The sequence below is a fragment of the Ruegeria sp. CE9 genome, from assembly GCF_056537425.1.
Genome location: NZ_JBQFRO010000001.1, coordinates 263,192 through 276,404 on the forward strand (window position 1 = coordinate 263,192; position 13,213 = coordinate 276,404).

A 13,213-nucleotide genomic window follows, 5' to 3' on the forward strand; every position below is an offset into this window, starting at 1 on the left:
CCGGATAAATGGCTGATTTAACGACTAACTTTCTGGGAATTTCAAGTCCGAATCCGTTCTGGCTGGCCTCAGCTCCGCCAACGGATAAGGAATACAACGTCCGCCGCGCATTTGAGGCCGGTTGGGGCGGTGTGGTGTGGAAAACTTTGGGGGCCGAGGGCCCCCCGGTCGTGAATGTGAACGGCCCACGCTATGGCGCGATCTATGGCGCGGATCGCCGTTTGCTGGGGCTCAATAACATCGAACTGATTACCGACCGCCCGCTTGAGGTGAACCTTGAAGAAATGGCCCGTGTAAAAGCGGATTATCCCGATCGCGCTCTCATCGCATCAATTATGGTGCCCTGCGAAGAGGCCGCTTGGAAAGCCATTCTTCCGCGCGTGGCAGAAACCGGTGCGGACGGAATCGAACTGAATTTTGGCTGCCCGCACGGGATGAGCGAGCGCGGTATGGGGTCGGCCGTCGGGCAGGTGCCGGAGTACATCGAAATGGTGACTCGGTGGTGCAAGCAATATTATGATCGCCCGGTTATCGTGAAACTGACCCCCAACATCACAGATATCCGCAAACCGGCAGCGGCGGCTAAGAATGGCGGTGCGGATGCGGTGTCGCTGATCAACACGATCAACTCGATCACCAGTGTTAATCTGGACACGTTTAGCCCCGAACCCTCGATTGATGGCAAAGGCAGCCATGGTGGCTATTGCGGTCCGGCGGTGAAGCCAATCGCGCTGTCGATGGTGTCGGAGATTGCGCGGGCTGAGGCCACGCATGGGTTGCCGATCTCAGGCATTGGTGGCGTTACCACTTGGCGCGATGCGGCGGAGTTCATCTCGTTGGGGTGTGGCAATGTTCAGGTCTGCACTGCAGCGATGACCTATGGATTCAAGATCATTGACGAACTGACGGCTGGCTTGTCGGAATGGATGGACAAAAAAGGCTATGCCAGTGTCGAAGAGGTTATTGGCCGCGCAGTGCCAAATGTAACGGACTGGCAGTACCTCAATCTCAATTACATCGCCAAGGCTAAGATCGACCAAGATCAGTGTATCAAGTGCGGCCGTTGTTACGCTGCTTGCGAAGATACCAGCCATCAGGCAATTTCGATGTCGGCAGACCGCGTGTTTGAGGTCATCGATGAAGAATGCGTGGCCTGCAATCTTTGCGTGGATGTTTGCCCAGTTGAAGGCTGCATCTCGATGGTGCCAATGGATGCAGGAGACGTTGATCCACGCACGGGCAAAGTCGTTGATCCAGATTATGCCAACTGGACGACGCATCCGAACAACCCGATGGCAAAAGCAGCAGAGTAGTCAGAGATTTTTCGTCGAAAAATCTTGGTGGAGAAAATTCGACGAATTTTCTTAGAACAGAATGTCGATCGGGCCGTTGTGGCAGATGATGACATATTGATTGGCGGTGCGGATCAGGTGATATCCGCGCCGTTTCACTTCGGCCTGAAAGGCTGCGTGACCAACTTCGCGCTCAACCCAAGCAGCCGAGCGGCGCACGACGGCACCCGTTCGCGCAGACCGGGATGAGAAAAGCTGAGTGATCCATGGCTCGGGATCTGGCCGATACGTCATCATGCCCCGAGCTTTTCTCAGTAGGGTTAATCGTCCATTAAGGTGTGAGCAGTTTCCGATAGAGCGTTTCTATGAACGGAGAGGCACCTTCATAAGGGTCTTCGTCCGCGAGAATCGCCCTGACCTGAACGTCGAAATCTGCGTAGTGCTGGGTCAGCGCCCAGATCGAGAAGATCAGATGGTGTGGATGCAAGTTTGCGATTTTGCCTTGGTCCATCCAACGGGTCAGAATCGCTGCTTTTTCATCGACCAGCTTTTTGAGGTCAGTGGACAGCGCATCGTGAATTCGGGGCGCGCCCTGGACCAACTCGTTGGCAAATAGTCGGCTTTCGCGGGGAAGGTCGCGGCTCATTTCAAGTTTGCGCTGGATGTAGGCCAGTATCTCTTCCAGAGGGTCGCCGTTTTCATTCAGTGCATGCAAGGGGGCGAGCCAGACTTCGAGCAACCCGGACAAAAGCGCTGTGTGGATCGCCTCTTTCGATGGGAAATAGTACAGCAGGTTTGGCTTGCTTAGTCCAGCCTCGGCAGCGATCTGGTCAACGGTTGCGCCTCGAAAACCATGAGCAGAGAACACGTTCAGGGCCGCCTCCAGAATCGCTGCACGGTTCTTTTGTTGAATCCGGGTAGGGGCGCGGTCTTTGGGCATATTCACCTGATGTCTCTTTTTCGGCCAGATGGGCGTCAATTATGTCGAAAATTCCGGCAGGTCACTGCAATTTCTTGACTGATGTCGAACCCGTGATAGCGTGAGTTTGACCAGATGGTCAAATCAAGACACCAAAAGCGAGCCAAATCGCAAGCAACAGGGAAGAACAAGATGGCAGCTCCGGCGCAGAACCTAAGGATCAATGGCGATAGGTTATGGGATAGCCTGATGGAGATGGCCAAGATCGGCCCAGGTGTTGCGGGCGGGAATAATCGCCAGACCTTGACTGACGAAGACGCTGAAGGGCGCACCTTGTTTCAGAAATGGTGTGAGGATGCGGGCTGCACCATGGGATTGGATCAGATGGGCAACATGTTTGCGCATCGTGAAGGGGCCGATCCCGAGGCACTGCCTGTGTACGTCGGATCGCATCTGGATACACAGCCAACCGGTGGCAAGTATGATGGCGTATTGGGGGTACTTGGCGGATTAGAGATCATTCGGACGCTGAATGATCTTGGCATCAAGACCAAGCATCCGATTGTCGCAACTAACTGGACCAACGAAGAAGGGACGCGATATGCGCCCGCAATGTTGTCTTCGGGCGTATTCGCCGGAATGCACACACAAGATTGGGCTTATGATCGCGAAGATGCCGAAGGTAAAAAGTTTGGGGATGAGCTGAATCGTATTGGATGGCGCGGTGATGAAGAGGTCGGCGAGCGCAAGATGCACGCGTTCTTCGAATTGCACATTGAACAGGGACCGATTCTGGAAGCCGAAGGCAAGGATATCGGTGTTGTTACGCACGGTCAGGGGTTGAGCTGGACGCAGGTCACGGTGACCGGCAAGGACGCGCATACCGGATCTACGCCGATGCCAATGCGTAAGAATGCCGGGCTGGCAATGGCGCGTATTCTTGAAAAAGTGGATGAGATTGCGTGGTCGCATGCGCCTCATGCCGTTGGCGCGGCGGGCCATATCGATGTCTACCCGAACTCGAGAAATGTTATCCCGGGAAAGACGGTGTTCACGGTCGATTTCCGCTCACCCGAGTTGGATGTGATCACCGACATGGAAAACCGTCTGCGGGTCGCCGCCGAAGATATCGTTGAAGAGATGGGGCTGCAGATCGAGTTTGAGAAGGTCGGTGGGTTTGATCCGGTCAAGTTCGACGAAGGTTGCGTAGCGGCGGTGCGCGGTGCGGCCGAGCGTTTGGGCTATTCGCATACGGACATCATCTCGGGGGCCGGGCATGACGCCTGTTGGATCAACCGGGTGGCGCCAACAGCGATGGTGATGTGCCCATGCGTTGATGGGTTGAGCCATAATGAAGCTGAGGAGATCAGCAAGGATTGGGCTGCAGCCGGGGCGGATGTTCTGTTGCATGCGGTCGTTGAGACAGCAGAGATTGTTGAATAGGGGGCTCTGCCCCCGTCGCCCGACGGGCGACACCCCCGTGATATTTATAGCCAGACGAAGCAAGCGGCGCAGACCGCATCAGGGAGTTTAAGATGAGCACTGTGATCAAGAACGGAACCGTTGTGACGGCTGATCTGACCTATAAGGCGGATGTAAGGGTCGAAGGCGGGGTGATAACCGAGATTGGGCCTGACCTGCGTGGCGACAAGGAATTGGATGCAACGGGCTGCTATGTGATGCCCGGTGGGATCGACCCCCATACGCATCTGGAGATGCCGTTCATGGGGACGTACTCCAGCGATGATTTCGAAAGCGGAACACGGGCGGCGCTGGCGGGTGGAACCACGATGGTTGTGGATTTTGCGCTGCCCAATCCCGGCGAAAGCCTGTTGGATGCGCTGAAGCGGTGGGACAACAAGTCGACGCGTGCGAACTGTGATTATTCGTTCCATATGGCGGTGACCTGGTGGGGCGAGCAGGTGTTTGATGACATCAAAACCGTTATCGAGACGCGCGGCATCAATACGTTCAAGCATTTCATGGCCTATAAAGGCGCGTTGATGGTGAATGATGATGAACTGTTCGCTTCGTTCAAGCGTCTGGCCGAGCTGGGTGGCACCGCCATGGTCCATGCCGAGAACGGTGATGTGGTGGCAGAGCTGAGTGCCAAGCTGCTGGCCGAAGGCAATACCGGGCCAGAGGCGCATGCCTACTCCCGCCCGCCTCAGGTTGAGGGTGAGGCCACGAACCGCGCGATCATGATTGCCGACATGGCGGGAGTACCACTTTATGTGGTGCATACATCCTGTGAGGAGGCCCATGAGGCCATTCGGCGCGCCAAGATGCAGGGCAAGCGGGTATGGGGAGAGCCTTTGATCCAGCATTTGACCCTGGATGAAGGCGAATATTTCCACCACGATTGGGAACATGCGGCGCGGCGGGTCATGAGCCCACCGTTCCGGAACAAACAGCACCAGGACAGCCTGTGGAACGGTTTGCAATCAGGGACGCTAAGCGTTGTGGCAACGGATCATTGCGCCTTCACCACCGAACAGAAACGCTATGGCGTGGGGGATTTCACAAAGATACCGAACGGGACCGGCGGGCTGGAGGATCGGATGCCGATGCTGTGGACTCATGGGGTGAATACCGGGCGCCTGACGCCGAACGAGTTTGTGGCCGTGACTTCAACAAATATCGCCAAGATATTGAATTGCTATCCGAAAAAGGGTGCAGTTCTGGTGGGTGCGGATGCGGATCTGGTGGTTTGGGACCCGGACAAGGCCAAAGTCATTTCTGCTGAGACACAGCAGTCGTCGATCGACTACAACGTTTTCGAGGGTAAGGAGGTACGCGGGTTGCCTCGGTTCACGCTGACGCGTGGTGCAGTGGCTGTCCATGATGGAGAAATTCAGACGCAGGAAGGGCACGGGAAGTTCGTGGCGCGTGAGGCCAATACCCATGTGAACAAAGCGCTGAGCACCTGGAAAGAGCTGACAGCGCCTCGGCCTGTTGAGCGGACCGGCATTCCGGCCTCAGGGGTTTGATCGCGGCTGAAATGAGTTTGGAATTCTGGCTGGATATCTCGGCGGATGTGGCGGCGATCCTTGCCGCGCTGGCTGTGATCGTGACAACTGCGTTTGTATGGCGTCAGATGCGATTGCAAGCGCGTGGGCAGGACAAGGATGAGCGCCGGTTCTTGCGAGAGTCGATCCATGTGATTCACGAAACTCTGCAGGCTGCACAGTTTCGCGAGGCGAGACAGCGTTTCTTTGCTGGCTTGCACACGCAAGACTATGGCGACTTGGAAAGTGAGGAACGCGGGTTAGCGCGTTATATTCTCAGCATTTATGGGCTGTTGGCGCGGATGATCAAGCATGGCGCGATTGACGAGGATATCTTGCGTGACTACTGGCGCACAGCGCTCTATCGAGATTGGGACAGGCTTGAGAATTTCGTCAGTGGCGAGCGTCTGAGGGCAAAAAATGGAAACCTTTTTGCAGCGACCGAGCATATGGTCACCCGCTGGAAGGCAACGGACAAAGAGACATGAACGAAGCAGGCAATACAGTTATCGAGGCCAACAACTTGGACCTCACCTTCCAAACAAATGATGGGCCAGTTCATGCCCTCAAGGACGTAAACCTATCCATTGAAAAAGGGGAGTTCGTCAGTTTCATCGGCCCTTCGGGCTGCGGCAAGACGACCTTTTTGCGTTGTATCGCTGCGCTTGAGATGCCGACAGGTGGAACTCTGACCGTGAATGGGATGACTCCGGACGAAGCGCGGCGCAAGCGGGCGTATGGCTATGTGTTTCAGGCGGCGGGGCTGTATCCCTGGCGCACCATCGCAAAGAACATCAAGTTGCCGCTTGAGATCATGGGATACTCCTCAGCCGAGCAGGATGAACGTGTCAACAAAGTGCTGGAACTTGTTGATCTTGCAGGGTTTGGTGCTAAATTCCCTTGGCAGTTATCGGGCGGGATGCAGCAACGGGCGAGCATTGCGCGGGCCTTGGCGTTTGATGCCGATATCCTGTTGATGGACGAGCCGTTCGGCGCGCTGGATGAGATTGTGCGGGATCACCTGAATGAACAGTTGCTCGCATTGTGGGCGCGAACCGAAAAAACCATCGGCTTTGTTACACACTCGATCCCCGAGGCGGTGTATCTAAGCACCAAGATTGTGGTGATGAGTCCGCGGCCCGGTCGAATTACGGATGTGATCGACAGCCCGCTGCCGAAAGAGCGGCCCTTGGACATTCGTGATACGCCTGAGTTCATCGAAGTGGCCCACCGCGTGCGCGAAGGGCTGCGGGCGGGTCATGGGGAAGACGTTTGATGGCGGGCAATGACATCAGAAAGGCAACGGTGGATGACGTGGCCGCTTGCGCTCGGGTCATTTGGACGTGGCTCGATGAGACGGAGTGGATGCCTGAAGACCTGCCTCAGCAACAGCTAGAGGATTTGATCCGCGAGGCATTTCCAAAACGTGACATCTGGGTGTCGGGCGATCCAGTGGATTGCTACATGTCGGTTGATCCGGTCGAAAAGAAAATCGGAGCGCTTTATTGCCTGCGGACAGGCGAGGGCATGGGCAAGACATTGCTGGAAAAGGCCAAAGAGGGTCGCGACTACCTTTGGTTAACGACCCACGTGCCCAACGTCGACGCGCAGCGGTTTTATCGGCGCGAGGGGTTTGTTGAGACAGGGACGGAGCCGCCGGTACCGCCCGATACGGTCCCGGTCATCCGGATGGAGTGGCGGGCATGAAGCAGTTCACAGCCGTAATGTGGGTCATCGCAGCCATTGTGGCGATCTGGTATATTGCCTGCATCCCGATGAATATCGACAGCGCGTTGAACGCAGCCGAGCGCGCGGGCGAGGAGGTGGACCCGCCGACCGCGAAAGAGCGCTTGCTGGAATACGATATCATTCTGGTCTGGGACAATAGTTTCGCCATTCCAGAGACTTGGGAGCAAGATCGCCCCCGTCTTCCTGCTCCGCATGACGTAGTGCTTGAGCTGTGGGATTCCACGGTCAACAAGAAGATCACCTCGAAACGTTCGCTGGTTTATCACGGTTGGATAACGCTCAGCGCGACGATCTTGGGCTTTGCGATTGGCACGGGGTTGGGCATTCTGCTGGCGGTTGGGATCGTGCATAGCAAGGTGATGGACCTGTCAGTGATGCCTTGGGCGATTGTCAGCCAGACCATCCCTATCATTGCGCTGGCGCCGATGATCATTGTGGTTCTCTATTCCATCGGAGTGCAGGGGCTTATCCCCAAGGCGATCATCTCGGCCTATCTCAGCTTTTTCCCGGTCGTCGTCGGCATGGTCAAAGGCTTACGCAGCCCGGATGCGATGCAGTTGGACCTGCTGCGCACTTACAACGCCAGCCGCTCGCAGAGTTTCTGGAAACTTCGCCTGCCTGCGTCGATGCCTTACCTGTTCACGTCGCTAAAAATCGGGATCGCGGCGTCTCTGGTCGGGGCGATTGTGGGTGAACTGCCAACCGGCGCGGTTGCGGGGCTGGGCGCACGGTTGCTGGCGGGCAGCTACTATGGCCAGACAGTTCAAATCTGGTCTGCCCTATTCGGAGCAGCCATTCTCGCCGCCTGTCTTGTGGGCTTGTTAGGGCTGCTGGAGCGGACGGTTCTCAAGCGAATGGGGATGGCGCAATGATCCTGGTTTTTTGTGCGATCCTTTTGTGGCTGTTCGGCTGGTGGCTCAACACCCGCCTTGCCAGTGGGCCGCAGGCAAACAGCCAGATGGTGCGCCTTCTGGCTCCGCTGATCTTTGGTTTGACCATCATCGGCATGTGGGAGCTTTTGGTGCGCGGGCTCGACGTGCCTCTGGTCATTCTGCCCGCGCCGTCGGTGATTGCGGTGCGCTTTGGTGACAGCCTTTCGATCCTTTGGGCCGACTTCGTGCAGACGATCATCAAAGGTGCGCTGAGTGGTTATTTGATCGGCTGTGGTGCGGCCTTCCTGATGGCGATTGCCGTGGATCGGTGGGATTTCCTGCGCCTTGGCCTATTGCCTGTAGGCAATTTCGTCGCGGCGCTGCCGATTGTGGGCACGGCCCCCATTCTGGTGATGTGGTTCGGGTTTGACTGGCACTCCAAAGCGGCTGTGGTCGTTGTGATGGTGTTCTTTCCAATGTTGGTGAACACCGTCGCTGGGCTGCGCGAGGCCACAGCAATGCAGCGTGATCTGATGGAAACTTATGCGGCCACTTATTGGCAAAGCTTTCTGAAGCTGCGCCTGCCTGCCGCGATGCCGTTCATTTTCAACGGGCTTAAGATTTCTACGACTCTGGCTTTGATTGGCGCTATCGTGGCCGAGTTCTTTGGCTCACCCACTTTGGGCATGGGCTTTCGGATATCAACCAGCGTCGGGCAGCTGTCGCTGGATATGGTGTGGGCCGAGATCGTGGTGGCCGCGCTGGCAGGGACCGCTTTCTATGGCCTGGTAGCGATGATCGAAAAGGCGGTGACCTTCTGGCATCCGTCGCAACGCGGATAAGGGCAACAATTCAACAGATCCCGAAAACGGGACAACAATAGCAACTAGGAGACTTGAAGATGAAAAAGCTACTCAGCGGGGCGGTTGCCGCCTTTAGCCTGGCCGCGACCACGGCCTGGTCGGCGGATGAGGTCACATTGCAATTGAAGTGGGTCACGCAGGCTCAGTTCGCGGGCTATTATGTAGCCAAGGACAAAGGGTTCTACGAAGAAGAGGGGCTGGATGTTACCATTCTGCCCGGCGGCCCTGACATCGCACCCACACAGGTTATTGCTGGCGGCGGTGCCGATGTAACCGTCGAATGGATGCCTGCTGCGTTGGCCGCGCGCGAAAAGGGGCTGCCGCTGGTGAACATTGCACAGCCTTTCAAAAGCTCGGGCATGATGCTCACCTGCTGGAAAGATGCGGGGATTGCTTCACCCGAGGACCTGAAAAACCGCACTTTGGGGGTCTGGTTCTTCGGCAACGAATTCCCGTTCATGAGCTGGATGAGCCAGTTGGGCATCAGCACCGATGGTAAAAGCGACAGTGGTGTCGAGGTGCTGAAGCAGGGCTTTAACGTCGACCCGCTGCTGCAGCGTCAGGCGGATTGCATCAGCACCATGACCTACAACGAATATTGGCAGGTCATCGACGCGGGCGTCACTCCCGAAGAGCTGGTGACTTTTAAATACGAGGATCAGGGTGTCGCCACGCTAGAGGATGGCCTGTATGTGCTTGAAGAAAATCTGAGCGATGCAGACTTCACCAACAAGATGGAACGGTTTGTTCGTGCCTCGATGAAAGGTTGGAAATACGCCGAAGAAAATCCGGATGAAGCCGCTGAGATCGTTCTTGAGAACGATGAAACCGGTGCCCAGACTGAAGAGCATCAAAAGCGCATGATGGGTGAGATCGCCAAGCTGACCGCAGGATCGAATGGCGCGCTGGACCCGGCAGATTTCGACCGCACGGTTGATACGCTGCTGGCAGGCGGCTCTGATCCGGTAATCACCCAGAAGCCTGATGGGGCCTGGACCCACCAGATCACGGATGCTGCGCTGAACTAAGCGCTGCTTAAATTGCTTTAGTCTAGCGCGGCCCCTTCGGGGCCGCGTTTCTTGTTTTGAATGCCGAATTTGTGTCTGTACTTGTGAGACAGAGTCTTTAGTGTTTCCCTGTATTTTAACGCATTTCGTTAGAAATTGGGGCAGCAACGGTAGGAAATGCAGGGTTTTGCATCAGAATTCAGTCACGCGCTTTCGCTGATCCTTGAAGGGGATTCTGAGCTGTGGGCTATTGTGCTGCTATCGCTGCGCGTTTCAATCTTCGCGGTGCTGATTTCGGCGATCATCGGGATGCCGATCGGTGCAGCTCTGGCCGTCGCGCGGTTTCCGGGCCGTCGCGCGCTGATCATTCTGGTGAATGCTTTGATGGGGTTCCCTCCGGTGGTTGTAGGATTGCTGGTCTATCTGATGTTGTCCCGATCCGGCCCTTTGGGGGTGCTGGAATTGCTCTACACCCCCACGGCAATGATCATAGCACAGGTGGTGCTGGTGACGCCGATCATGGCGGCGCTTACCCGGCAGGTGGTCGAAATATTGGCCGAGGAGTATTCCGAACAGCTCCGCTCGCTCGGCGTTTCGCGGTTGGCTTCGGTGCCGGTGCTGTTGTGGGACGCGCGGCTGGCGCTGGTCACCGCACTACTGGCTGGGTTTGGACGGGCGATCGCCGAGGTTGGGGCGGTGATCATTGTCGGCGGCAATATCAATCACGTGACGCGTGTGATGACGACCACGATTGCGCTTGAAACCTCGAAGGGGAATTTGGCGCTGGCGCTGGCCTTGGGTTTGATCCTGATCGGTTTGGCCGTGGCGGTGAACGCGATGGTTAGTGCGCTGACCCTGCGGGCCGAGCGGGAAGGGTTGCGCCATGCGTGATGTCGTGACTGAGGCGCCGGGTGTATTGGAAGTTCGTGGATTGCACATTGCACGCGAAGGCAAGGTGCTGCTTGATGTTCCGCAATTGTGTCTGGATGGCCCGGGTCCGACCATGATCTTGGGTCCAAACGGCGCTGGCAAAAGTCTGTTGCTGCGCTGTCTGCATGGGCTGATCCAACCCGACAGGGGGCGTGTCTGCCAGGACGGTGTCGTGCTGAATGCGGCCCATAAAGCGCGGCAGGCGATGGTGTTTCAAAGCCCTGTGCTGCTGCGCCGCTCGGTCGCGGCCAATCTGGACTTTGTGCTAAAGCGGAAATCGATGCGCCGTACCCTGCGCAAGCAACGTATCGAAGCTTTGCTGGCCGAAGGTGGACTGGATGGCAAGGCACGTCAGTCCGCGCGTTCGCTGTCTGGTGGCGAGGCGCAAAGGTTGGCGATCCTGCGCGCGTTGGCCTTAGATCCCAAGACCTTGTTCCTGGACGAACCCACCAGCGCATTGGATCCAAGCGCCATGCAGATGATCGAACGGATGGTGCTGCGCGCCTCGGCCCGGGGTGTGCGCATCGTGATGGTGACGCATGACATCGGGCAAGCGCGACGTCTGGCATCCGACATTGTGATGATGCAGGCAGGGCGAGTGGTGGAACACGGAAGGGCACAGCAGGTGCTAGAAGCCCCCAAAAGCAACGAGTCGCGCCGGTATCTGGCTGGCGGTCTGGTAACCTGATGAACAGAGATGGAGACTTCGAATGATCCCTGATTTCGTTCGGGCATCAATTGTTGCGCTTGGGCTAACCGCAGGCGCAGGTTTGGCCGAAGAACCCTTTATCGTTGTGCAATCAACGACCTCGACGCAGAATTCGGGTCTGCTGGACTATATCCTGCCGGGGTTTGAGGCCGAAACCGGTATCGATGTACGCGTTGTGGCCGTCGGGACCGGTCAGGCGATCCGGAACGCCATCAACGGGGATGGCGATGTTCTTCTGGTTCACTCCAAGCCCGCTGAAGAGCAGTTTGTAGCAGACGGTTGGGGCGTCCAACGGTTCGATGTCATGTACAATGATTTTGTGTTGGTTGGCCCGAAATCTGATCCGGCCGGAATTGCCGGGGGCAACGACATTACAACAGCTTTGACAGCTGTGGCCGAAACGAAGGTGCCCTTCGCCTCGCGCGGGGATGACAGCGGGACCCACAAAGCCGAGATGCGCTATTGGGGGGCGACAGGCGTTGACCCGACGGCGGCGTCGGGGACCTGGTATCGCGAGACCGGATCGGGGATGGGGGCAACGCTGAACGTGGCCAGCGGCATGGACGCGTATGCTCTGACCGACAGGGCAACCTGGCTATCCTTCGGAAACCGGGGCAATCTGGAGGTCTTGGTCGAGGGCGATCCGCGCCTGTTTAACCAATATGGTGTAATCCTTGTGAACCCTGAAAAGCACACAGGCGTCCGCGCCGCTGCCGGGCAGAGGTTCATCGACTGGCTGACCGGTCCTGATGGGCAGGCGGCGATTGCGTCTTACGCGCTGGATGGTGAGCAGTTGTTTTTTCCAAACGCCAAGTAAGTTCACCTTCGGCGAGAGTATTTGGAAAAAGATGAAGGATCAGCCGCTGGCACCGTTGTGGTGGATTTGGCCCAGATCCGTCAGGTCGTACCCACCCAGTTCGGCTGCGCGTTCTTTAAAACGCCGGGATTGCAGGAACTGGGTCAAGGTCTGCATCGGCGGTTCGAAAATTGCGCGTCGCCAGATAGCGAGATCAAGCCGCTCGGGATGAGTGGGTACGAAACTCAGGCCATTCGGTCGGGCTAGTGCGCCAAGGCCGAACCCAACCTCGGCTTTGCCATCCCGCAGGGCAGTGGCAAGTTCTTCTTCGGTGCGGGCGCAGACGGGCAGGGTGTTCAGATCACTGCGTGTCAGGTTGTGGGCGCTGAGTTGCGCATCAAATAGCCGCTGACTGGCGGCACTGTCTTGCCGCAGGATGATCCGCCTGCCTTTCAGGTCCTGAAAGCCCGAGATGCTTGACACGCCGGGTGCCAGAAGCAGGCCGCGTTGACGCAGTGCAATCTGATAAAGGATCACCGGCGCTTCACCCATTGTGTCGCGTAGGGATTGGATGTTGAAGCCATCCGGCTCATGGATGTGCAGGGCTGCCGCCTGCGCGCTGCGATCGGCAAGACGGTTCAACCCGTCGAAAGAGCCATCGTAGTAGGTTGCCAATCCAGAGCCACTTTCCCGCAAAGCCCAATCCAGCAGCGGATCGTGGCTGCCGGCGACGATCGGCGGCAGAGGCGGCTGGGCCACTTGCGGGCCTGAGCGTGAGGCGTTCAGCCAGGCGATGATCTCGGCCTTTGGGAACAGAAGTTTGCCCATGGCGCGCACACAGGGGATCTCTCCCGATGAGGCCAGATCATATGCTTTCCGCTCACCAATGCGTAGCAGATCAGCCAGTTCTCTGGTGGTAAGGTATTGCGGCATTCAGTCGAGGCGGACAGCCGAACCAGAAGTCTTATCCTCGGCGCTGAATCCGAACTGATCCAGCGTATACGGGGCGGCGACTGTAATCACGACCATTGCGGCGACAGCAGTCAGAAAGGCTTTCATTTGGTCCTC

16 protein-coding genes are annotated in these 13,213 nt (G+C 57.2%); 12 read left to right on the forward strand and 4 right to left on the reverse strand.

The features are described from left to right. The first annotated feature begins 8 nt into the window (after positions 1-8). Positions 9-1,313, forward strand: coding sequence for an NAD-dependent dihydropyrimidine dehydrogenase subunit PreA (gene preA, locus ACR0B3_RS01345; RefSeq protein ID WP_480807530.1), 1,305 nt, complete (start codon positions 9-11; stop codon positions 1,311-1,313). Between the two features lie 51 nt (positions 1,314-1,364). Here the strand turns inward: preA and ACR0B3_RS01350 are convergent, their stop codons facing one another. After that, complete coding sequence (locus ACR0B3_RS01350) at positions 1,365-1,589, reverse strand: N-(5'-phosphoribosyl)anthranilate isomerase (protein WP_170683475.1); 225 nt, start codon at positions 1,587-1,589, stop codon at positions 1,365-1,367. A gap of 34 nt (positions 1,590-1,623) precedes the next feature. Next, positions 1,624-2,232: a TetR family transcriptional regulator C-terminal domain-containing protein gene (locus ACR0B3_RS01355; RefSeq protein WP_480808010.1), complete on the reverse strand. Its 609-nt coding sequence runs from the start codon at positions 2,230-2,232 to the stop codon at positions 1,624-1,626. Positions 2,233-2,403: 171 nt separating this feature from the next. Here ACR0B3_RS01355 and ACR0B3_RS01360 point away from each other — a divergent pair, with 171 nt between their 5' ends. The 11 genes from ACR0B3_RS01360 (at position 2,404) to ACR0B3_RS01410 (ending at position 12,166) form a co-directional block, all read left to right on the forward strand. Further along, positions 2,404-3,654, forward strand: a complete 1,251-nt coding sequence (locus ACR0B3_RS01360) for a Zn-dependent hydrolase (protein ID WP_480807531.1) — start codon at positions 2,404-2,406, stop codon at positions 3,652-3,654. Positions 3,655-3,746: 92 nt separating this feature from the next. Then, positions 3,747-5,201, forward strand: coding sequence for a dihydropyrimidinase (gene hydA, locus ACR0B3_RS01365; RefSeq protein WP_480807532.1), 1,455 nt, complete (start codon positions 3,747-3,749; stop codon positions 5,199-5,201). Positions 5,202-5,212: 11 nt separating this feature from the next. Further along, positions 5,213-5,707 carry a DUF4760 domain-containing protein gene (locus ACR0B3_RS01370; RefSeq protein ID WP_170682962.1) on the forward strand — a complete coding sequence of 165 codons (495 nt, stop codon included), beginning with the start codon at positions 5,213-5,215 and terminating at the stop codon, positions 5,705-5,707. Beyond that, positions 5,704-6,495 carry an ABC transporter ATP-binding protein gene (locus ACR0B3_RS01375; RefSeq protein WP_480807533.1) on the forward strand — a complete coding sequence of 264 codons (792 nt, stop codon included), beginning with the start codon at positions 5,704-5,706 and terminating at the stop codon, positions 6,493-6,495. The genes ACR0B3_RS01370 and ACR0B3_RS01375 overlap by 4 nt, the downstream gene beginning before the upstream one ends. After that, positions 6,495-6,926: a GNAT family N-acetyltransferase gene (locus ACR0B3_RS01380; RefSeq protein WP_480807534.1), complete on the forward strand. Its 432-nt coding sequence runs from the start codon at positions 6,495-6,497 to the stop codon at positions 6,924-6,926. The genes ACR0B3_RS01375 and ACR0B3_RS01380 overlap by 1 nt, the downstream gene beginning before the upstream one ends. Further along, the gene (locus tag ACR0B3_RS01385; RefSeq protein ID WP_170682959.1) at positions 6,923-7,840 is read left to right on the forward strand and encodes an ABC transporter permease; all 918 of its coding nucleotides are present in this window, start codon (positions 6,923-6,925) and stop codon (positions 7,838-7,840) included. The genes ACR0B3_RS01380 and ACR0B3_RS01385 overlap by 4 nt, the downstream gene beginning before the upstream one ends. Beyond that, complete coding sequence (locus ACR0B3_RS01390; protein ID WP_170682958.1) at positions 7,837-8,682, forward strand: ABC transporter permease; 846 nt, start codon at positions 7,837-7,839, stop codon at positions 8,680-8,682. The genes ACR0B3_RS01385 and ACR0B3_RS01390 overlap by 4 nt, the downstream gene beginning before the upstream one ends. Before the next feature lie 59 nt (positions 8,683-8,741). Next, positions 8,742-9,731, forward strand: coding sequence for an ABC transporter substrate-binding protein (locus tag ACR0B3_RS01395; protein WP_480807535.1), 990 nt, complete (start codon positions 8,742-8,744; stop codon positions 9,729-9,731). 156 nt (positions 9,732-9,887) lie between these two features. Next, entirely contained in the window at positions 9,888-10,601 is a 714-nt protein-coding gene (locus ACR0B3_RS01400; protein WP_480807536.1) for an ABC transporter permease, read from the forward strand. Further along, a complete protein-coding gene (locus ACR0B3_RS01405) occupies positions 10,594-11,328 on the forward strand; it encodes an ATP-binding cassette domain-containing protein (protein WP_480807537.1) in 735 nt (244 codons plus the stop codon). The genes ACR0B3_RS01400 and ACR0B3_RS01405 overlap by 8 nt, the downstream gene beginning before the upstream one ends. A 22-nt stretch (positions 11,329-11,350) precedes the next feature. Further along, the gene (locus ACR0B3_RS01410) at positions 11,351-12,166 is read left to right on the forward strand and encodes an ABC transporter substrate-binding protein (protein ID WP_480807538.1); all 816 of its coding nucleotides are present in this window, start codon (positions 11,351-11,353) and stop codon (positions 12,164-12,166) included. A gap of 39 nt (positions 12,167-12,205) precedes the next feature. Here the strand turns inward: ACR0B3_RS01410 and ACR0B3_RS01415 are convergent, their stop codons facing one another. After that, positions 12,206-13,078 carry a substrate-binding domain-containing protein gene (locus tag ACR0B3_RS01415; RefSeq protein WP_480807539.1) on the reverse strand — a complete coding sequence of 291 codons (873 nt, stop codon included), beginning with the start codon at positions 13,076-13,078 and terminating at the stop codon, positions 12,206-12,208. Next, a complete protein-coding gene (locus ACR0B3_RS01420) occupies positions 13,079-13,204 on the reverse strand; it encodes a hypothetical protein (RefSeq protein ID WP_480807540.1) in 126 nt (41 codons plus the stop codon). Between the last annotated feature and the right edge of the window lie 9 nt (positions 13,205-13,213).